We start from the raw sequence: 20,151 nt of genomic DNA on the forward strand, positions 1-20,151 counted from the left end.
TGGTGCCCGAGACAGGAATCGAACCTGCGACCTTCGCGTTACGAGTGCGCTGCTCTACCGGCTGAGCTACACGGGCGCTGGGCTAAACCTAGCACCGAGGCCGGGGTTTTGCCATATCGCCTGCCCGGCAGGGAGCAAGACTCAAACGGCAGATAGCAAAACGCCCCGAACCAGTCGGGGCGTTTGCTTGTTCAGCTTAGAGCGTCGGGAGTCTTAAACGCCCGAAGCCTTGGCTGCTGCCACGTCTTTGATGGACAGCTTGATACGGCCGCGGTTGTCCACGTCCAGTACCAGTACTTCCACTTCCTGACCTTCTTTCAGGATATCGGTCACTTTCTCGACGCGAGCATCGCTCAGCATGGAGATGTGAACCAGACCGTCCTTGCCAGGCAGGATGTTGACGAATGCGCCGAAGTCGACGATGCGCTCAACCTTACCAACGTAGATCTTGCCGATCTCGGCTTCCGCGGTGATGCCCAGAACGCGCTGACGCGCGGCTTCTGCGGCTTCCTTGGTTTCGCCGAAGATCTTGATCGAGCCGTCGTCTTCGATGTCGATCGAAGCCTTGGTCTCTTCGCAGATCGCACGGATGGTCGCGCCGCCTTTACCGATGACATCACGGATTTTGTCGGTGTCGATCTTCATCGCGATCATGGTCGGAGCGTTGGCCGACAGTTCGGTACGCGACTGGCCAATGATCTGGTTCATCTGGCCGAGGATGTTCAGGCGAGCTTCCAGGGCCTGGCCCAGGGCGATCTCCATGATTTCTTCGGTGATGCCTTTGATCTTGATGTCCATCTGCAGCGCGGTCACGCCTTTGGCGGTACCGGCTACCTTGAAGTCCATGTCGCCCAGGTGGTCTTCGTCACCCAGGATGTCGGTCAGGACGGCGAATTTCTCGCCTTCCTTGACCAGGCCCATGGCGATACCGGCAACCGGTGCCTTCATCGGCACGCCAGCGTCCATCAGCGCCAGGGAAGCACCGCAAACGGAAGCCATGGAGCTGGAACCGTTGGACTCGGTGATTTCCGATACGACGCGGATGGTGTAGGGGAACAGGTCGGCGGCAGGCAGCATGGCCTGGACCGAACGACGGGCCAGACGGCCGTGACCGATTTCACGACGACCAGCGCCGCCCATGCGGCCACACTCGCCCACCGAGAACGGAGGGAAGTTGTAGTGCAGCATGAAGGGGTCTTTTTTCTCGCCTTCCAGGGTGTCCAGCAGCTGTGCGTCACGGGCGGTACCCAGGGTCGCGACTACCAGGGCCTGAGTCTCGCCACGGGTGAACAGGGCCGAACCGTGGGTCTTCGGCAGAACGCCGACTTCGATGTTCAGCGGACGCACGGTGCGGGTGTCGCGACCGTCGATACGTGGCTTGCCGTTGACGATGTTTTCGCGAACGGTGCGGTATTCGATTTCACCGAAAGCGGCTTTGACATCGCTGGCGGAAGGCTGGCCTTCTTCGCCGGACAGCTTGGCGACGACCTGGTCTTTCAGCTCGCCCAGGCGAGCATAACGGTCGGCCTTGACGGTGATGGTGTAGGCCTGGGAGATCGCTTCGCCGAACTCGGAGCGGATAGCGCCCAGCAGGTCAGTAGCTTCTGGAGCCGGAGCCCAGTCCCAGGTTGGCTTGGCGGCTTCGGCAGCCAGCTCTTTGACGGCCTGGATAACGGCCTGGAATTCGTCGTGGGCGAACAGTACGGCGCCCAGCATCTGGTCTTCGGTCAGCTCTTTGGCTTCCGATTCAACCATCAGTACCGCTTCTTCGGTACCGGCTACGACCATGTCCAGGCTCGAAGCGGCCAGTTGCTCGTAAGTCGGGTTCAGCAGGTAGCCGGTGCTTTCGTGGAAAGCAACGCGGGCAGCACCGATCGGACCGTCGAAAGGAATGCCGGAGATCGCCAGGGCAGCCGAGGTACCGATCATCGCAGCGATGTCCGGATCGGTCTTCTTGCTGGTGGAAACCACGGTGCAGACAACCTGCACTTCGTTCATGAAGCCTTCTGGGAACAGAGGGCGGATCGGACGGTCGATCAGACGCGAGGTCAGGGTTTCTTTCTCGGAAGGACGGCCTTCACGCTTGAAGAAACCGCCAGGGATCTTACCGGCAGCGTAAGTCTTTTCCTGGTAGTGAACAGACAGAGGGAAGAAACCCTTGCCTGGATCGGCTTGCTTGGCGCCAACCACGGTCACCAATACGCTGACGTCGTCGTCAACGGTGACCAATACTGCGCCGGAGGCCTGACGGGCGATACGGCCAGTCTCGAGGGTAACGGTCGACTGACCGAACTGGAATTTTTTGATTACCGGGTTCACGGTGTCCTACCTTCTTTGTGGCTCTTGGGGGAACTGGTTTCTTGCGAAATTCTTGGGCAATTCCGGGAATCGGCCCGGCCAGATTGTCCAGGTAAAACTACTGTCCAGATAAAACTTGAGGCTGGGAGCCTGCCATGCGCCTGCGGGGAACCCACTGACGCACGGCAAACAACCAACCTCTAGCGCAATCGCTGATTAGCGACGCAGGCCCAGGCGACCGATCAGAGCGCTGTAACGGCTCAGGTCTTTGCCTTTCAGGTAGTCCAGCAGCTTACGACGCTGGTTAACCATGCGGATCAGACCACGACGGGAGTGGTGGTCTTTACCGTTGGCCTTGAAGTGACCTTGCAGTTTGTTGATGTTGGCGGTCAGCAGTGCAACTTGCACTTCTGGCGAACCAGTGTCACCAACAGCTTGCTGGTAGTCGGTTACGATTTGAGCTTTTTCTTCAACGCTGAGTGCCATTTGGCTTTCCTCTCAAAAGGCAACGTTCCGAAGAACGCCACCAACAGGCCAGGGACAAATCCCCGTATCTATAAATGAGCTGTGACCGTGCCTGTTAACAGCCACCCTCTCCAGCCTGTTGTTACGCAGGCTGGTTCCGGTCATTCCGACCGAATCAGTCGACGCGGCGCGATGCGCCCGTCTTCGCTCACTTCACCGATACCGATAAAGCGACCGTTGTGATCCTGTACCCGCACCATGCCGAACTTCGGTGCATCGGGAGCCCGTACCGGCTGGCCGTTGAGCCAGTAGAACGCGCTGTGCTCCGAGAACTGCAGCAGTGGCCAATCCAGCAGGCCGCTGTCCGATGGCATCAGGAAGCGATCCACCGCTTCGTTGCCGCCTTCGGCATGTACCGCTTCAAGCTCTTCCAGCGTGACGGTCTGGGCCAGACTGAAAGGACCGGCCTGGGTGCGACGCAGTTCCGCGACGTAAGCACCACAACCCAGCTTCTCACCGATATCCTCCACCAGGGTCCGGATATAGGTGCCTTTACTGCAGTCCACCGCTAGCCGCGCAGTATCGCCTTCAAAGGCCAGTAATTCCAAGCGCGCAATAGTAACAGAACGCGCTTCGCGCTCCACCACTTCGCCTGCACGGGCCAGCTTGTAAAGTGGCTGGCCATCACGCTTGAGGGCCGAGTACATCGGCGGTATCTGGCTGATTTGCCCGCGAAATTCCGGCAACACCGCTTCAATATCGGCGCGACCAACGGTCACTTCGCGAGTCTGCAGGACTTCACCCTCGGCATCGGCCGTGGTGGTGGTCTTGCCCAACTGCATCAGGGTTTCGTAACCCTTGTCGGAATCGAGCAGGTATTGCGAGAACTTGGTCGCCTCGCCAAAGCACAACGGCAGCACGCCGGTGGCCAGGGGATCGAGGCTGCCGGTGTGCCCGGCCTTTTCGGCATTGAGCAACCAACGGACTTTCTGCAGCGCCGCGTTGGAGGTGAACCCCAGCGGCTTGTCGAGCAGGATGATACCGCTGACGTTACGACGGATACGCTTGACCTGAGCCACCGCTTACTCCTTGGCGTCTTCGGGTTCAGCGGCGTGCTGGCTGTCTTCGGCCACGGCGCGCTCGATCAGGGCCGACAGATGCGCGCCCCGCACGACGCTTTCGTCGTAGTGGAAGTGCAGCTGTGGAACGCTGCGCAACTTCATCTCGCGAGCCAACTGCATGCGCAGGAAGCCGGCGGCCGAGTTGAGCACCTTGATGCTCTGGGCGATATCGTCAGCGTTGTCCTGACCCATCACGGTGATGAAGATCTTGGCGTGACCAACGTCACGGCTGACTTCAACGGCGGTGATGGTGACCAGGCCGACGCGCGGATCTTTGACTTCACGACGGATCAGCTGAGCGAGCTCACGCTGCATCTGGTCGCCGATGCGTTGGGTACGGCTGTATTCTTTTGCCATGTCTTGTTACCTGTTGCTGCCTCGCGGTGAAACCCGCAAGGTCTGAAAGCGGCAAACGCCCGGCCTGACAGAAGCCAGACCGGGCGTTGCGTTTAGAGTCCGGACGATGCGCCGTGCATTTGCATGCGGCTGCCCATCATGGCTCTTGAAGTGCGCGAGTTAGAGGCTGCGAGCAACCTGAACCTTCTCGAAGACTTCGATCTTGTCACCGACTTTGACGTCGTTGTAGCTCTTCACGCCGATACCGCATTCCATGCCGGCACGCACTTCGGAAGCGTCATCCTTGAAGCGGCGCAGAGATTCCAGCTCGCCTTCGAAGATAACGATGTCTTCACGCAGTACACGGATTGGACGGTTACGGTGAACGACACCCTCGATCACCATGCAACCGGCGATCGCGCCAAACTTCGGCGAACGGAACACGTCACGAACCTCGGCAACACCCAGGATGTTCTCCCGAACGTCGCTGCCCAGCATACCGGTCAGGGCTTTCTTGACGTCTTCGATGATGTCGTAGATCACGTTGTAGTAACGCATATCCAGACCTTCCTGCTCGACGATCTTGCGAGCGCCGGCATCGGCACGCACGTTGAAGCCGAACAGTACAGCGTTGGAAGCCAGTGCCAGGTTGGCGTCGCTTTCGGTGATACCACCGACGCCGCCGCCGACTACGCGCACTTGCACTTCGTCGTTGCCCAGGCCGTTCAGAGCGCCTTGCAGAGCTTCCAGCGAACCACGGACGTCGGATTTGAGGACGATGTTGAGCGTCTTTTTCTCTTCCTGACCCATGCTTTCGAAGATGTTTTCCAGCTTGCCGGCGTGAGCGCGAGCCAGTTTGACTTCGCGGAACTTGCCTTGACGGAACAGAGCCACTTCACGGGCTTTCTTCTCGTCGGCAACCACGCTCATCTCGTCGCCAGCGTCCGGGGTACCGTCCAGGCCGAGGATCTCGACCGGAATGGCCGGGCCTGCTTCCTTGATCGGCTTGCCGTTCTCATCGAGCATGGCGCGCACGCGGCCATAGTTCGAGCCGACCAGCACCATGTCGCCTTGACGCAGGGTACCGTCCTGAACCAGTACGGTCGCCACTGGGCCGCGGCCCTTGTCGAGACGCGACTCAACCACGACGCCACGGCCAGGAGCCGAAGGGGTGGCGGTCAGTTCGAGAACTTCGGCCTGCAGCAGTACGGCTTCGAGCAATTCGTCGACACCGGTACCCATCTTCGCGGAAACCGGAACGAATGGAGTGTCGCCACCCCAGTCTTCGGAAGTCACGCCGTGAACCGACAGTTCGCTACGGATGCGATCGAGGTCGGCACCCGGCTTGTCGATCTTGTTCACCGCGACCACCAGAGGTACGCCAGCCGCCTGGGCGTGCTGAACGGCTTCAACGGTCTGCGGCATCACGCCGTCGTCTGCTGCAACCACCAGGATCACGATGTCAGTCGCCTTGGCACCACGAGCACGCATGGCGGTAAACGCGGCGTGACCCGGGGTATCGAGGAAGGTGACCATGCCGCGCTCGGTTTCAACGTGGTATGCACCGATGTGCTGGGTGATGCCGCCGGCTTCGCCAGCCGCTACCTTGGCACGACGGATGTAGTCGAGCAGCGAGGTCTTACCGTGGTCAACGTGACCCATTACGGTCACTACCGGCGCACGAGGAACCGCTTCACCTTCAAACTTCAGGGACTCGGCCAGGGAATCTTCCAGGGCGGTGTCGCTGATCAGGGTCACTTTGTGGCCCAGCTCTTCAGCCACCAGCTGGGCAGTTTCCTGGTCCAGTACCTGGTTGATGGTGGCCGGGGTGCCCAGCTTGAACATGAACTTGATGATTTCGGCAGCCTTGACCGACATCTGCTGGGCGAGATCGCCAACAGTGATGGTTTCGCCGATCTTCACTTCACGAATGACAGGACCGGTCGGGCTCTGGAAGCCGTGAGCGTTACGCTTTTTCAGCTTGGCCTTGCCACGACCACCACGACGGAAGCCATCGCTTTCTTCGTCGGTAGTACGTGGGGCAACGCGTGGAGCCGGTGCCTTTTCTTTGACGGAAGCACGATGCGGAGCGTTTTTACGCTCGCCATCGCCACCACGACGGTTGTCGTCGTTGCGGCTCTTGTCCGGGCGACGCTGCTCGTCCTTCTTGCGTACTTCAGCGACCGGCGCTGGAGCGACAACAGGGACGTCTTCAACAATCGGTTCGGCAACCACCGCAGGGGCGGCGACAGCTTCAACGACAGCAGGTTGCGCAGCAGCAGGCTGGCGACGCGCTTCTTCTTCGGCGCGACGCTTGGCTTCTTCTTCAGCCTTCTGACGGGCAGCATTTTCTACTGCGCGACGTTCTTCCAGTTCACGCTGGCGCTCGGCTTCGATTTCTTCCGGGCTGCGTTGTACGAAGACTTTCTTCTTGCGTACTTCAACGCTGATGCTTTTGCTGCCGGCAACACGCAGGGTGCTGGTGGTTTTACGCTGCAAAGTGATCTTGCGCGGTTCTTCCACTTTCGCCTTGTGGCTGCTCTTCAAGTGAGTCAGCAAGGATTGCTTCTCACTGTCGGTCACATGTTCCTCGGCGGCGGTGTGCGGCAGACCTGCCTCACGCATCTGCTGCAACAGGCGCTCTACCGGTGTTTTGACCTCATCGGCCAGTTGTTTCACCGTGACTTGCGTCATGCACTTCTCTCCTCAGGCCGCGCCTATTACTCGAACCAATGGGCTCGGGCGGCCATGATCAACTTGCCGGCACGATCATCGTCAATGCCGTCGATGTCGAGCAGGTCGTCAATAGACTGCTCGGCCAGGTCTTCGCGGGTAATTACGCCGCGCACCGCCAGTTCCATCGCCAAATCCTTGTCCATACCCTCAAGCGAGAGCAGGTCTTCGGCCGGATGGGCGTCTGCCAGCTTTTCCTCAGTAGCGATGGCTTTAGTCAACAAGCGATCCTTGGCACGAGCGCGAAGCTCGTTGACGATGTCTTCGTCAAAGCCGTCGATGTTGAGCATTTCTTCCAACGGTACGTAGGCAATCTCTTCCAGGCTGGTGAAGCCTTCATCAACCAGCACCTGTGCCAGCTCTTCATCGACTTCCAGCTCTTCGATGAAGTTGCGCAGGATGTCGCCGGTTTCAGCTTGCTGCTTAGCCTGGATGTCCGATTCGGTCATCACGTTCAGGGTCCAGCCAGTCAACTGGCTGGCCAGACGCACGTTCTGACCACCGCGACCGATGGCCTGAGCCAGATTGTCTGCGCCAACGGCGATGTCCATGGCATGGGCATCTTCGTCGACGATAATTGCCGCGACTTCGGCCGGCGACATGGCGTTGATCACGAACTGCGCCGGGTTGTCGTCCCACAGGACGATATCCACACGCTCACCGCCCAACTCACCGGAAACGGCCTGGACGCGCGAACCGCGCATGCCAATGCACGCGCCCTGAGGGTCAATGCGCTTGTCTTTGGAACGGACCGCGATCTTGGCGCGCGAACCCGGATCACGGGAAGCGGCCATGACTTCGATCAGGCCTTCGGCGATTTCCGGCACTTCGATACGGAACAGCTCGATCAGCATTTCCGGCGCGGTACGCGACAGGATCAGCTGCGGGCCGCGGTTCTCGGTGCGGATTTCCTTGAGCAGCGCGCGAAGACGCACGCCAACCCGGAAAGTCTCGCGGGAAATGATGTCTTCACGGGCCAACAGCGCTTCGGCGTTGTTACCCAGATCGACGATCACGTTGTCGCGGGTCACTTTTTTCACGGTGCCGGAGATAATTTCACCCAGGCGCTCGCGGTAAGCGTCAACGACTTGAGCTCGCTCGGCTTCGCGGACTTTCTGCACGATGACCTGTTTGGCGGTCTGCGCAGCAATGCGGCCGAACTCGATCGATTCGATCTTTTCTTCGACGACATCACCGACTTTGGCGCCCGGATGGGTTTCCTGGACCTTGCTCGGCCAGGTTTCCACAGCCGGATCGTCCAGATCGGCTTCCTCGACTACCGTCCAGCGACGGAAAGTCTCGTAAGCACCGGTGTGGCGATTGATTTCCACACGCAGATCGACTTCGTCCTCGAAACGCTTTTTGGTAGCAGTGGCCAGAGCCAGCTCCAGCGCTTCAAAAATTACGCTTGCCGGTACACCCTTTTCATTGGATACCGACTCAACAACCAGCAGTACTTCTTTGCTCATCGTACGCCTCGCCTTTCGCAAGCCATTGGATCCGCGGGATCCGCGTCTCAGTCAAAACTGGGAATTATGTGGGCCTTGTCGATCATGTCGATCGGCAACAGAAACTCATGGTCTTCCACCTGCACCACGACGTCCTGCTCCTCCACCCCGCGGAGAAGGCCCTGAAAATTACGCCGACCTTCAAAAGGCGAGCGCAGCTTGATCTTCACTTGTTCACCGACATACTTGGCAAACTGTTCAAGGGTGAACAGCGGGCGTTCCATGCCAGGAGAGGAAACTTCAAGGGTGTATTCAACGGAGATCGGATCTTCGACATCCAGAACGCCGCTGATCTGACGGCTGACGATGGCACAGTCGTCCACCAGCACACCGCCTTCTTTATCGATATAAACGCGCAACAGTGAGTGGCGACCTTGAGCCGAAAACTCGATACCCCAGCATTCATAGCCAAGGGCCACGACCACCGGGGCCAACAAGGCCTGCAACTGTTCTAGCTTGCTCGACACCTGAACCCCCTCGTGCATGCTTGTGCAAATAAAAAATGGGCGAAGCGCCCATCCCGGAAACGCCGTTGAATAGCGGCGTTATAAAGTGTCCAGCTAACAAAAAGCCCCTGAAAAGGGGCTCCGCTAAAACTGGTTGCGGGGGCCGGATTTGAACCGACGACCTTCGGGTTATGAGCCCGACGAGCTACCAGACTGCTCCACCCCGCGACAAAGCTGGGGCGGAAGTATACGACCGATCCCTTTTTGGGTCAATGTAACCTTCCACCTACAAGAAAGCCCGCAACAGCGGGCTCTCCTGATAATTGGTACCGAGAAGGGGACTCGAACCCCTACACCCTATGGGCACAACCACCTCAAGGTTGCGTGTCTACCAATTCCACCACCTCGGCATAGACTGCGTTACTGCGTGAAACTCTTCTTACTTCTGCTCTTGAGCTGGAGGCACATCAGTCGCATTGGTTGCCGACTTTTGCTCTTGGAGCACCGGGACATCATCAGAAGCCGGTTTTTGCTTTGGCGCTTCAAGCACCGCTGGATCTGGCAAACCTACTTGAGTCAGCTCGTGAGCTTTCTCTTTAGCAAAGTAACCTAACCCTAAGCTGGTTATGAAAAAACCTGCGGCAAGTATAGCAGTAAACTTACTAAGAAAGGTAGAGGAACCTTGGCTTCCGAACACAGTATTTGAAGCACCTGCTCCGAAAGACGCGCCAGCGTCCGCACCTTTACCCTGCTGCAGCAATACCAGAGCTACTACGCCCAGCGCACCCAGCAGATGAAAAACGACTACGACTGTTTCCAGCATTTTTTCAGTTTCCCGCGGCGCGACAGATCGCACCGAACTCATCTGCATTCAGGGAAGCTCCACCAATGAGCCCCCCATCGATATCCGGCATGCCGAACAGTTCGACCGCATTGGCCGCCTTCACGCTGCCGCCGTATAGAAGTCGCACACCTCGCGCCACTTCAGAATTCTCTGCCGCCAACTGCGCCCGGATGGCTGCGTGCACATCCTGGGCCTGTTGCGGCGAAGCAGTCAGCCCGGTACCAATGGCCCAGACCGGCTCGTAAGCGATAACGGCATTGGCAAACGCACCAATACCCAACTCTTCGATGATGCTGCCCAGCTGACGCCCGACAACCTCAAGAGTCTTCCCGGCCTCGCGCTGCTCGAGGGTTTCCCCTACACACAAGACCGGCTTCAAGCCACAAGCCTGTGCTGCTGCGAATTTGCGATTCAGCGTACCATCACGCTCACCCATCATCAGGCGACGCTCGGAGTGCCCAACCAGCACCAGGGAACAACCTGCATCCACCAGCTGACTCGGAGCAATTTCTCCTGTCAGCGCACCTTGCATGGGCTCCACCGCAGAGTTCTGCGCGCCGACCGAAATCGACTTGCCTTTCAAGCCATCAATCACTTGATTGATATACAAGCAAGGCGGGAATACCGCGACATCAACACCGCTAGGCAAGGCCAGATGACGCAGGCCATTGATCAGCTCAGCGACGCTGGCGCGGGTACCGTGCATTTTCCAGTTACCAGCTACCATAGGGCGACGCATGCTGTACCTCGTCGGTCAAAGTGGGCGCAGATGTTACCCAACCGCATCAACACTGGCAAGCCGAAATCAGGCAGAAACTTCCGCAACCAGTTTTGCCAGTTCGTCAGCATAGCCACGGACCTGGGCTTCATCGTCACCTTCGACCATGACGCGAACCAAAGGCTCGGTACCCGACTTGCGCAGCAACACTCGCCCACGCCCGGCCATCGCGGTAGTGACGCGCGCGCAGGCCTCTTTCACAGCAGGATGCTCGACGGGATTGGCTCCGCCACCAAAGCGCACATTGACCAGAATCTGCGGACACTTGCGCAACGCCTGACGCGACTGCGCCAGCCCTTCATCACGTCGTTTCAGCGCCATCAACACCTGCAGGGCAGCAATGATCGCATCACCGGTGGTGGTGTGCTGAAAGCACACGATATGGCCGGAGTTTTCACCGCCTACCAGCCATTGGCGCTCAAGCAGCTCGGCAATGACATAACGGTCGCCAACATTGGCGCGTACAAATGGAATCCCCAGGTCAGCCAAGGCCAACTCGAGACCCAGATTGCTCATCAAGGTACCGACCACGCCACCCTGCAGCTTGTTACGCGCGTGCAGGTCCCGGGCGATGATGAACAACAGTTCGTCGCCGTCGACGATGGCGCCTGTATGGTCGACCATCAGTACCCGATCGCCATCACCATCAAAGGCGATACCCAGATCGGCGTGCTCGGCCAATACCGCAGCCTGCAACTGCCCCATGTGGGTCGAACCGCAGTTGTCGTTGATGTTCAGGCCATTAGGCTGCGCGGAGAGCACCACCACCTCAGCGCCCAACTCACGGAAAACGCTTGGCGCTACCTTGTAGGTTGCGCCATGGGCACAATCGACCACGATCTTCAGCCCAGCAAAGCTAGTACTGGATGGAACGCTGCTCTTACAGAATTCGATGTAACGGCCCGACGCATCATTGATGCGCGAGACCTTGCCCAGCTTGCTCGACTCCACCACGGTCATCGGCGCATCCAGCAACTCCTCGATCATCAGCTCGACTTCATCCGGGAGCTTGGTGCCTTCACCCGAGAAGAACTTGATGCCGTTGTCATCGTGAGGATTATGCGACGCGCTGATCACGATCCCTGCCTCGGCATGGAAAGTGCGGGTCAGATAGGCGATAGCAGGAGTGGGCATCGGCCCCAGCAGCATTACATCCGCCCCGGCAGCGGACAGTCCCGCTTCAAGCGCGGACTCGAACATATAACCGGAAATGCGCGTGTCTTTACCCACCAACACGCGACAGGCGCCCATGCTGCGGAAAGCCATACCCGCGGCCCAGCCCAGCTTGAGCATGAAATCGGGAGTAATAGGGTATACACCCACACGACCGCGAATGCCGTCGGTGCCAAAGTATTTTTTGCTCATAAGTGCTCCATCATTCTTATTCAGCTGATTCCACAGCTGTAATCATCCGCACGACATCCACCGTCTCGGCCACATCATGGACCCGCAGGATCTTTGCCCCTTTGGACATAGCCAAAGCAGCAAGAGCCAGCCCGCCATACAGGCGCTCTCCAACAGGGCGACTCAATGCCTGACCTATCATGCTCTTTCGCGAAACACCAACCAGCAAAGGCTGACCAAGGGCATGCAGGGCATCCATATGCTTGAACAGGCTCAAGTTGTGCTGCAGGGTCTTCGCGAAGCCGAAACCTGGATCCAGAATGATCCGCTCCGCCCCAATACCCACCGCTGCACACTGAGCCATACGCTCAGCCAGGAACTCCCCCACTTCCTTGGTTACATCCCGATACTGCGGATTGTCCTGCATATCGCCTGGCTCACCGAGCATATGCATAAGGCAGACCGGCAAACCTGTGGCTGCCGCCGCATCCAGCGCGCCATCCCGTCGCAACGATCGAACATCGTTGATCAAGCCCGCGCCAAGGCGCGCAGTTTCGCGCATGACCGCAGGCGTGGAGGTATCGACCGAAATAATGACATCCAGTTCACGATGGATGCGCTCGACGATAGGCGCTACGCGCTCCAGCTCTTCAAGCGGCGATACCGCCCGCGCACCAGGCCGAGTGGACTCGCCCCCCACATCGATGAGCGTCGCGCCCGCCTGCACCATACCCTCGGCATGGCGCAAGGCAGCATCCAGCTGGCTGAAGCGGCCACCATCAGAGAAGGAATCGGGAGTGACATTAAGAATGCCCATGACATGCGTATGGGCCAAATCAAGAACCCGGTTGCCGCAAGGCAACCGGGTCGAGGACGACATAGAAGTCATTTCAAACCTTAGTGGTCAGCAGCCGGGCCGCCGATCGGTGTTTCTGGACGTTCATTCTGCACCACCGGAGGTGTGGTACCCGAACCGCCCTCCCAATCGCGAGGCTCGCGAGGGGTACGACCAGCCATGATGTCGTCGATCTGCTCGGCATCGATGGTTTCATACTTCATCAAGGCATCGGCCATCGCATCCAGCTTGTCGCGGTTATCCGTGAGGATCTGCTTGGCGGTGCCATAGCACTGGTCGATGATGCTACGAACTTCGGAGTCGATCAGCTTAGCGGTTTCCGCAGACAGGCTGGCATGCTGGCTGCCAGCACTGCGCCCCAGAAAGACCTCGCCCTCTTCTTCGGCGTACATCAACGGGCCCAACTTCTCGGAAAGCCCCCACTTGGTCACCATGTTCCGCGCAATCTGACTGGCGCGCATGATGTCGTTGGAAGCACCGGTAGTTACACCGTCAAAGCCCAATGTCATTTCTTCAGCGATACGACCGCCGTACAGCGAGCAGATCTGACTGATCAGCGCACGCTTGGACAGGCTGTAGCGATCTTCTTCCGGCAGGAACATGGTTACACCCAGAGCCCGGCCACGCGGGATGATCGAAACCTTGTAGACCGGATCGTGCTCAGGCACTACGCGACCGACGATGGCATGGCCAGCTTCGTGATAAGCGGTGTTCTGCTTTTCTTTCTCGGACATGACCATGGATTTGCGCTCCGCGCCCATCATGATCTTGTCTTTGGCCAGTTCGAATTCTTTCATCTCAACGATGCGTTTGCCACTACGGGCAGCAAAGAGCGACGCCTCGTTCACCAGGTTGGCCAGGTCAGCACCGGAGAAGCCTGGCGTACCACGAGCGATCACCGCCGGTGCGACATCCTCACCCATTGGCACTTTACGCATGTGAACTTTCAGGATCTGCTCGCGACCACGGATATCCGGCAGACCAACCACGACCTGACGGTCGAAGCGACCTGGACGCAACAGCGCCGGGTCCAGCACATCTGGACGGTTGGTGGCGGCAATGACAATGATGCCGTCATTCATTTCAAAGCCATCCATCTCGACCAGCAACTGGTTGAGAGTCTGTTCACGCTCATCATGACCACCGCCCATGCCGGCACCACGATGGCGACCGACGGCATCGATTTCGTCGATGAAGATGATGCACGGAGCATGTTTCTTTGCCTGCTCGAACATATCGCGAACGCGGCTGGCACCTACACCAACGAACATTTCGACGAAGTCGGAACCGGAAATGGTGAAGAACGGAACCTTGGCTTCACCAGCGATGGCCTTGGCCAGCAAGGTCTTACCGGTACCCGGCGGACCAACCATCAGTACACCGCGAGGAATGCGGCCGCCCAGACGCTGGAACTTGCCCGGATCGCGGAGGAACTCAACCAGCTCACCCACTTCTTCCTTGGCCTCGTCGCAACCTGCGACATCCGCCAGGGTGGTTTTCACCTGATCTTCGGACAGCAGGCGCGCCTTGCTCTTGCCAAAGCTCATCGGCCCGCCCTTGCCACCGGCACCACCCTGCATCTGCCGCATGAAGAACATGAAGACGGCGATGATCACCAGGATCGGGAAGCTGGCGACCAGCAGTTGAGTCCAGATGCTTTGCTGCTCAGGCTGCTTGCCTTCGACAACCACGTGGTTATCCACCAGGTCACCGATCAGGCCATTGTCCTGAATCGCAGGACGAATGGTCTTGAAGCTATCGCCATCGTTGCGCTTGCCGGTAATCACATAACCATCAACGGCTACGCGCTCGACCTTGCCATCCTTAACTTGCTGGATAAAGTCGGAATAGTTGAGGGTCTGCGGCTCGTTAGGGCTGGAGAAGTTGTTCATCACCGTCACCAGGACAGCCGCGATGATCAACCACAGGATCAGATTCTTTGCCATATCGTTCAATTAACTACCCTCTGAAGCAAGCTCCGCTGCTGGCGCGCGCTTCGCATGATATTCACCGACCTAACTTACTACATTACCTACAGCTCTGGCAGGCGCTGTCTGTAACCCTTTGTGAAACCCAGATTACACAATATTCGCTTAAGCCCCCGGGGCGAAATACGAAAAAACTATCAACCCGGTCAAAAACAACCTTTACTCGATACGCCCGCGAAAACCACGTCCCAGCAGATATTGCTCGCGAGAACGATCACGGGAAGAACTCGGTTTGCGCATCACTACCTTGTCGAACATCTTGCGAACGTTCTTGTGGTATTCGTCGAAACCTTCTCCCTGGAAAATCTTTATCAGGAAGTCGCCACCGGGACGAAGAACCCGCCCCGCCAAATCAAGTGCCAACTCGCACAGAAACATCGCCCGCGGCATATCTACGGCAGGCGTACCACTCATATTGGGGGCCATATCGGAAATCACAAGGTCAACCTGGGAATTTCCGACTGCCTCGAGGATTTGAGCCAACACTGCGTCTTCGGTGAAGTCGCCCTGAATAAAGGTGACATCGGGGATGCTGTCCATTTCCAGGATGTCGGACGCGATCAGCCGGCCCTGCCCGCCAATCAGACGACTGGTCACCTGCGACCAGCCTCCTGGCGCCGCACCCAGGTCGATGACGCTCATGCCCGGCCGGATCAAACGATCCTTTTCCTGGATTTCCAGCAATTTGTAGCTGGCACGTGAACGGTACCCATCTTTTTGCGCCATCTTGACGAATGGGTCGTTGAAGTGCTCTTTCAGCCAGTTATGGCTTGTCTTGGAACGGGCCACGGGCCACCTCAAAAAATAAAACGGGTCGTGATTAACTGGGCGGTCCCGGACGCGCTCGGGTAAACTGGCCGCCGCTTTTTACAAGATCAGACGCAGGGGTCAGATTATGCCGCTCACTCAAGAGCAGAAGAAACAGTACAAATCCATTGGCCACCATCTGAAACCAGTATTGACTGTGGCTGACAACGGTTTGACCGAAGGTGTGTTGGCCGAACTTGAACGCGCCTTGAGCGATCACGAACTGATCAAGATCAAGCTCAACATCCTCGAACGCGAGTCCCGCCTGGAAGCCATTGCCGAACTGTGCAAGGCCGGCAAAGCGGATCTGGTGCAGGTCATCGGCAAAATGGCGCTGATTTATCGCAAGAACGCCAAGGTAAACAAGCAACTGTCCAACGTCCATCGCTTCCACTGACGTCGACAGGGGTCAAGGGCGTGCTTCGCGCGCCCCGCCACTCCATCCAGGCACCGGCTGCAATACCAGTACCAGGCCGGAAAAACCCAAGACAAGATAGCTGAACAACTGCCAACGCTCGGCATCCGACAGCCCTAAGCGCACCACGAAATACATCGCGCACGCGCATAACGCCATCAACAGCAACTGCCCACGCATATCCCGCCACAGGCTCGCCAGCCCTTCAGCACGTACCAATACCAGCATCTGAAGAACGATGCATACCGCTGAAAAACCAACCAGCAGTGCACTTAGCACATGACCGATCTCTTCGATCAGCAGCGGCGCCAGGCCGATCTGGCCCAGCACCGGTAATAAGCCGACATGCAACAACCACACACCGCCAACCCACAACATCTGGGTCAGTTGCCAAAGCATGGCGCCCGCACTCAGCAGGCGCCCTCGTTCAGATGTGGCGGACTTCGACAATCTCGTACTCGATCACGCCGCTAGGCGTTTTAACGGTAACCACATCACCCTCTTCCTTGGCGATCAAGGCACGGGCAATGGGCGAACCTACAGAGATCTTTCCGAGCTTGATGTCAGCCTCATCCTCACCAACGATCTGGTAGGTGACGCTTTCATCGGTTTCGACGTTGGCGATTTCGACGGTGGTGCCGAAAATCACCTTACCGGAATGAGGGATGGTGGTGACATCGATGATCACCGCATTCTGCATGCGACCCTCGATATCACGAATCCGCGCCTCGACCATGCCTTGCTGTTCGCGCGCAGCATGGTATTCCGCGTTTTCCTTCAAATCACCCAGCTCGCGGGCCGTACCGATGTCCTGGCTGAGCTTCGGACGAACGACCTTGGTCAGGTGAGTCAACTCTTCTTCCAGGGCGCGAGCGCCCTGGACAGTCATTGGGTATTTGATCATGCCTTCAATCCTGCATGTAGATCCTGCAAGCGGCGCACGGTCTTTTCCGGACCGAACTTGAGCGCTTCACAGATGGCCTCGCCCGCAGCAATGGTAGTGGTGCAGTAGATCTTGTGCTGCAAGGCGTTACGACGAATGGAGTAAGAGTCGGCGATCGACTGACGACCTTCGGTAGTGTTGATGATCAGCGTGACTTCGTCATTCTTGATCATGTCGACCACGTGCGGACGACCTTCAGTCACCTTGTTCACACGGCGCACCTTCAGGCCTGCCGCTTCGATCAGCTTGGCAGTGCCGGCAGTGGCGACCACTTCGAAGCCCAAGTTGATCAGATCACGCGCCACGCCCGCAACCAGCGGCTTGTCGTCGTCACGCACGCTGATGAATGCGGTACCGCCAGTCGGCAGCACTTCGCTGGCGCCCATCTGGGCCTTGGCAAAGGCTTCGCCGAAGGTGTCACCGACGCCCATCACTTCACCGGTCGACTTCATCTCTGGGCCGAGGATCGGGTCGACGCCTGGAAACTTGGCGAACGGGAACACCGCTTCCTTGACGCTGTAGAAGTTAGGAATGATTTCCTTGGTGAAGCCCAGCTCTTTCAGGGTCTTACCCGCCATGACGCGCGCAGCGATCATTGCCAGGGAGACACCGATGCACTTGGAAACGAACGGCACGGTACGGGAAGCACGCGGGTTCACTTCGATGACGTAGATCTGCTCACCCTGCAGGGCCAGCTGTACGTTCATCAGGCCAACCACACCCAGCTCCAGCGCCATCTTCTTGACCTGTTCACGCATCTCGTCCTGGATGTGCGCAGGCAGCGAGTACGGTGGCAGCGAGCAAGCAGAGTCACCGGAGTGCACGCCAGCCTGTTCGATGTGCTGCATGATCGCGCCGATCACCACGTCCTTGCCGTCGCAGACTGCATCCACGTCCATCTCGATGGCGCAGTTGAGGAAGTGGTCCAACAGCACCGGGCTGTCGTTGGACACTTGCACCGCTTCACGCAGGTAGCGCTTGAGTTCTTCTTCTTCGTAAACGATTTCCATCGCCCGGCCGCCCAGCACATAGGACGGACGCACTACCAGCGGGTAGCCGATCTTGGCTGCGGCACGAATCGCTTCGTCTTCGCTGCGCACGGTGGCGTTTGGCGGCTGACGCAGGTTCAGGCGCTCGACCATCTGCTGGAAGCGCTCACGATCTTCGGCACGGTCGATGGCGTCAGGGCTGGTACCGATGATCGGCACGCCCGCCGCTTCCAGGGCACGCGCCAGTTTCAGCGGAGTCTGGCCGCCGTACTGGACGATCACGCCTTTTGGCTTCTCGACGCGGACGATTTCCAGCACGTCTTCCAGGGTCACTGGCTCGAAGTACAGGCGATCGGAGGTGTCGTAGTCGGTGGAAACGGTTTCCGGGTTGCAGTTGACCATGATGGTTTCATAACCATCGTCACGCAGCGCCAGTGCCGCGTGCACGCAGCAGTAGTCGAACTCGATGCCTTGGCCGATACGGTTCGGACCGCCACCCAGGATCATGATCTTGTCACGCCCCGAAGGTGCTGCCTCGCACTCTTCCTCGTAGGTCGAGTACAGGTAGGCGGTATCGGTGGCGAACTCGGCCGCGCAGGTGTCGACACGCTTGTAGACCGGGAACACTTCCAGCTTGTGGCGGTGGGTACGCAGGTTCTTCTCGGTCACGCCCAGCAGCTTGGCCAGACGCTGGTCGGAGAAGCCCTTGCGCTTGAGGCGGAACATCAGGTCGCGGTCGATGGCCGACAGCCCCAGAGTCTTGACCTTCTCCTCTTCCTTGATCAGATCTTCGATCTGCACCAGGAACCAAGGGTCGATCATGTTCATGCCGAAGATCTGCTCGACGGTCATGCCGGCACGGAAGGCGTCAGCCACGTACCAGATACGCTCGGCGCCCGGCACGGTCAGCTCACGCTTGAGCACGTTCATGCTTTCCGGGTTGCTCAGGTCGAGCTTCGGATCCAGACCGCAGACGCCCACTTCCAGGCCGCGCAGCGCTTTCTGCAGGGACTCTTGGAAGGTCCGGCCGATGGCCATCACTTCACCCACCGACTTCATCTGGGTGGTCAGGCGGGCGTCAGCCTTGGCGAACTTCTCGAAGGCGAAGCGTGGCAGCTTGGTCACGACGTAGTCGATGGACGGTTCGAAGGACGCCGGGGTCTTGCCGCCGGTGATGTCGTTCGACAGTTCGTCCAGGGTGTAACCCACGGCCAGCTTGGCCGCGACCTTGGCAATCGGGAAGCCGGTAGCTTTCGAAGCCAGGGCCGAAGAACGGGACACCCGCGGGTTCATCTCGATCACTACCATGCGGCCAGTGTTCGGGCAGATGCCGAACTGGACGTTGGAGCCACCGGTTTCCACGCCAATCTCGCGCAGTACCGCCAGGGAGGCGTTACGCAGGATCTGGTATTCCTTGTCGGTCAGGGTCTGTGCTGGAGCCACGGTGATCGAGTCACCGGTGTGCACGCCCATCGGGTCGAAGTTTTCGATCGAGCAAACGATGATGCAGTTGTCCTTCTTATCGCGGACCACCTCCATCTCGTACTCTTTCCAGCCGATCAGCGATTCGTCGATCAGCAGTTCCTTGGTCGGCGACAGGTCCAGGCCGCGGGCGCAGATTTCTTCGAACTCTTCACGGTTGTAGGCGATACCGCCACCGGTACCTCCCATGGTGAAGGACGGGCGGATGATGCACGGGAAGCCCAGCTTCTCGAGGACCGCATTGGCCTCGTCCATGCTGTGGGCGATACCGGAGCGCGGGCACTCCAGGCCGATCGCCTTCATCGCGGTGTCGAAGCGCGAACGGTCTTCGGCTTTGTCGATGGTGTCGGCGTTGGCGCCGATCATTTCCACGCCGAACTTCTCCAGAACGCCTTCACGCTCCAGGTCCAGGGCGCAGTTCAGTGCAGTCTGGCCACCCATGGTCGGCAGCAGAGCGTCCGGACGCTCTTTCTCGATGATCTTGGCAACGGTCTGCCACTTGATCGGCTCGATGTAGGTGGCGTCGGCCATGGCCGGGTCGGTCATGATGGTCGCCGGGTTGGAGTTCACCAGGATGACCCGGTAACCCTCTTCGCGCAGGGCCTTGCAAGCCTGGGCGCCGGAGTAATCGAATTCGCAGGCCTGGCCGATCACGATCGGGCCAGCGCCGAGAATCAGGATGCTTTTAATGTCTGTACGTTTTGGCATGGGTTGTCACTCAAATCCGCAGGTCAGTCGGCAAGCCGTCTTGATCAAATCTCTGAAGCGCTGAAGGGGCCGCCGATGCCGGGGCCACCT

General features: G+C 58.6%; 17 protein-coding genes and 3 tRNA genes. 1 reads left to right on the forward strand and 19 read right to left on the reverse strand.

Annotated features, from left to right (window positions below):
• From J4D52_RS05190 to rlmE, 16 genes are all read right to left on the reverse strand, one after another.
• Positions 1 to 76 (reverse strand) — tRNA-Thr (locus J4D52_RS05190).
• A gap of 137 nt (positions 77 to 213) precedes the next feature.
• Positions 214 to 2,319, reverse strand: coding sequence for a polyribonucleotide nucleotidyltransferase (pnp, locus tag J4D52_RS05195; RefSeq protein ID WP_063428311.1), 2,106 nt, complete (start codon positions 2,317 to 2,319; stop codon positions 214 to 216).
• Positions 2,320 to 2,514: 195 nt separating this feature from the next.
• Positions 2,515 to 2,784, reverse strand: a complete 270-nt coding sequence (gene rpsO / locus J4D52_RS05200) for a 30S ribosomal protein S15 (RefSeq protein ID WP_009042128.1) — start codon at positions 2,782 to 2,784, stop codon at positions 2,515 to 2,517.
• A 140-nt stretch (positions 2,785 to 2,924) separates the two neighbouring features.
• Complete coding sequence (gene truB / locus J4D52_RS05205) at positions 2,925 to 3,842, reverse strand: tRNA pseudouridine(55) synthase TruB (RefSeq protein ID WP_007920884.1); 918 nt, start codon at positions 3,840 to 3,842, stop codon at positions 2,925 to 2,927.
• 3 nt (positions 3,843 to 3,845) lie between these two features.
• Positions 3,846 to 4,241, reverse strand: coding sequence for a 30S ribosome-binding factor RbfA (gene rbfA, locus J4D52_RS05210; protein WP_009046936.1), 396 nt, complete (start codon positions 4,239 to 4,241; stop codon positions 3,846 to 3,848).
• A gap of 159 nt (positions 4,242 to 4,400) precedes the next feature.
• Positions 4,401 to 6,914: a translation initiation factor IF-2 gene (gene infB, locus J4D52_RS05215; protein ID WP_053277412.1), complete on the reverse strand. Its 2,514-nt coding sequence runs from the start codon at positions 6,912 to 6,914 to the stop codon at positions 4,401 to 4,403.
• A gap of 26 nt (positions 6,915 to 6,940) precedes the next feature.
• The gene (nusA, locus tag J4D52_RS05220) at positions 6,941 to 8,422 is read right to left on the reverse strand and encodes a transcription termination factor NusA (RefSeq protein WP_009046934.1); all 1,482 of its coding nucleotides are present in this window, start codon (positions 8,420 to 8,422) and stop codon (positions 6,941 to 6,943) included.
• A 47-nt stretch (positions 8,423 to 8,469) separates the two neighbouring features.
• Positions 8,470 to 8,928, reverse strand: a complete 459-nt coding sequence (gene rimP / locus J4D52_RS05225) for a ribosome maturation factor RimP (RefSeq protein WP_007920877.1) — start codon at positions 8,926 to 8,928, stop codon at positions 8,470 to 8,472.
• Between the two features lie 130 nt (positions 8,929 to 9,058).
• Positions 9,059 to 9,135, reverse strand: a tRNA-Met gene (locus J4D52_RS05230).
• A gap of 96 nt (positions 9,136 to 9,231) precedes the next feature.
• Positions 9,232 to 9,317 (reverse strand) — tRNA-Leu (locus tag J4D52_RS05235).
• Positions 9,318 to 9,346: 29 nt separating this feature from the next.
• Positions 9,347 to 9,730, reverse strand: a complete 384-nt coding sequence (gene secG, locus J4D52_RS05240; protein ID WP_009042126.1) for a preprotein translocase subunit SecG — start codon at positions 9,728 to 9,730, stop codon at positions 9,347 to 9,349.
• 4 nt (positions 9,731 to 9,734) lie between these two features.
• Positions 9,735 to 10,490, reverse strand: a complete 756-nt coding sequence (tpiA, locus tag J4D52_RS05245; RefSeq protein WP_102676256.1) for a triose-phosphate isomerase — start codon at positions 10,488 to 10,490, stop codon at positions 9,735 to 9,737.
• A 66-nt stretch (positions 10,491 to 10,556) separates the two neighbouring features.
• Complete coding sequence (gene glmM / locus J4D52_RS05250) at positions 10,557 to 11,894, reverse strand: phosphoglucosamine mutase (RefSeq protein ID WP_009046932.1); 1,338 nt, start codon at positions 11,892 to 11,894, stop codon at positions 10,557 to 10,559.
• Between the two features lie 16 nt (positions 11,895 to 11,910).
• Complete coding sequence (folP, locus tag J4D52_RS05255) at positions 11,911 to 12,762, reverse strand: dihydropteroate synthase (protein ID WP_097305652.1); 852 nt, start codon at positions 12,760 to 12,762, stop codon at positions 11,911 to 11,913.
• Between the two features lie 8 nt (positions 12,763 to 12,770).
• Complete coding sequence (gene ftsH, locus J4D52_RS05260; protein WP_009046930.1) at positions 12,771 to 14,675, reverse strand: ATP-dependent zinc metalloprotease FtsH; 1,905 nt, start codon at positions 14,673 to 14,675, stop codon at positions 12,771 to 12,773.
• A gap of 201 nt (positions 14,676 to 14,876) precedes the next feature.
• The gene (rlmE, locus tag J4D52_RS05265; protein ID WP_007920869.1) at positions 14,877 to 15,506 is read right to left on the reverse strand and encodes a 23S rRNA (uridine(2552)-2'-O)-methyltransferase RlmE; all 630 of its coding nucleotides are present in this window, start codon (positions 15,504 to 15,506) and stop codon (positions 14,877 to 14,879) included.
• 106 nt (positions 15,507 to 15,612) lie between these two features.
• Here rlmE and J4D52_RS05270 point away from each other — a divergent pair, with 106 nt between their 5' ends.
• Positions 15,613 to 15,921, forward strand: coding sequence for a YhbY family RNA-binding protein (locus J4D52_RS05270; protein WP_007920867.1), 309 nt, complete (start codon positions 15,613 to 15,615; stop codon positions 15,919 to 15,921).
• Between the two features lie 12 nt (positions 15,922 to 15,933).
• Here the strand turns inward: J4D52_RS05270 and J4D52_RS05275 are convergent, their stop codons facing one another.
• The 3 genes from J4D52_RS05275 to carB are packed head-to-tail and all read right to left on the reverse strand — an operon-like array spanning position 15,934 to position 20,061.
• Positions 15,934 to 16,338 carry a hypothetical protein gene (locus J4D52_RS05275; RefSeq protein WP_063428304.1) on the reverse strand — a complete coding sequence of 135 codons (405 nt, stop codon included), beginning with the start codon at positions 16,336 to 16,338 and terminating at the stop codon, positions 15,934 to 15,936.
• A 28-nt stretch (positions 16,339 to 16,366) separates the two neighbouring features.
• Positions 16,367 to 16,843 (reverse strand): transcription elongation factor GreA, encoded by a 477-nt coding sequence (greA, locus tag J4D52_RS05280; RefSeq protein WP_025810040.1) that lies wholly within the window; start codon positions 16,841 to 16,843, stop codon positions 16,367 to 16,369.
• The gene (carB, locus tag J4D52_RS05285) at positions 16,840 to 20,061 is read right to left on the reverse strand and encodes a carbamoyl-phosphate synthase large subunit (RefSeq protein ID WP_007920860.1); all 3,222 of its coding nucleotides are present in this window, start codon (positions 20,059 to 20,061) and stop codon (positions 16,840 to 16,842) included. Before carB ends, greA begins: the two co-directional genes overlap by 4 nt.
• Between the last annotated feature and the right edge of the window lie 90 nt (positions 20,062 to 20,151).

Source organism: Pseudomonas sp. GW460-12-10-14-TSB1 (genome assembly GCF_017349775.1).
Lineage (GTDB): Bacteria > Pseudomonadota > Gammaproteobacteria > Pseudomonadales > Pseudomonadaceae > Aquipseudomonas > Aquipseudomonas piscium.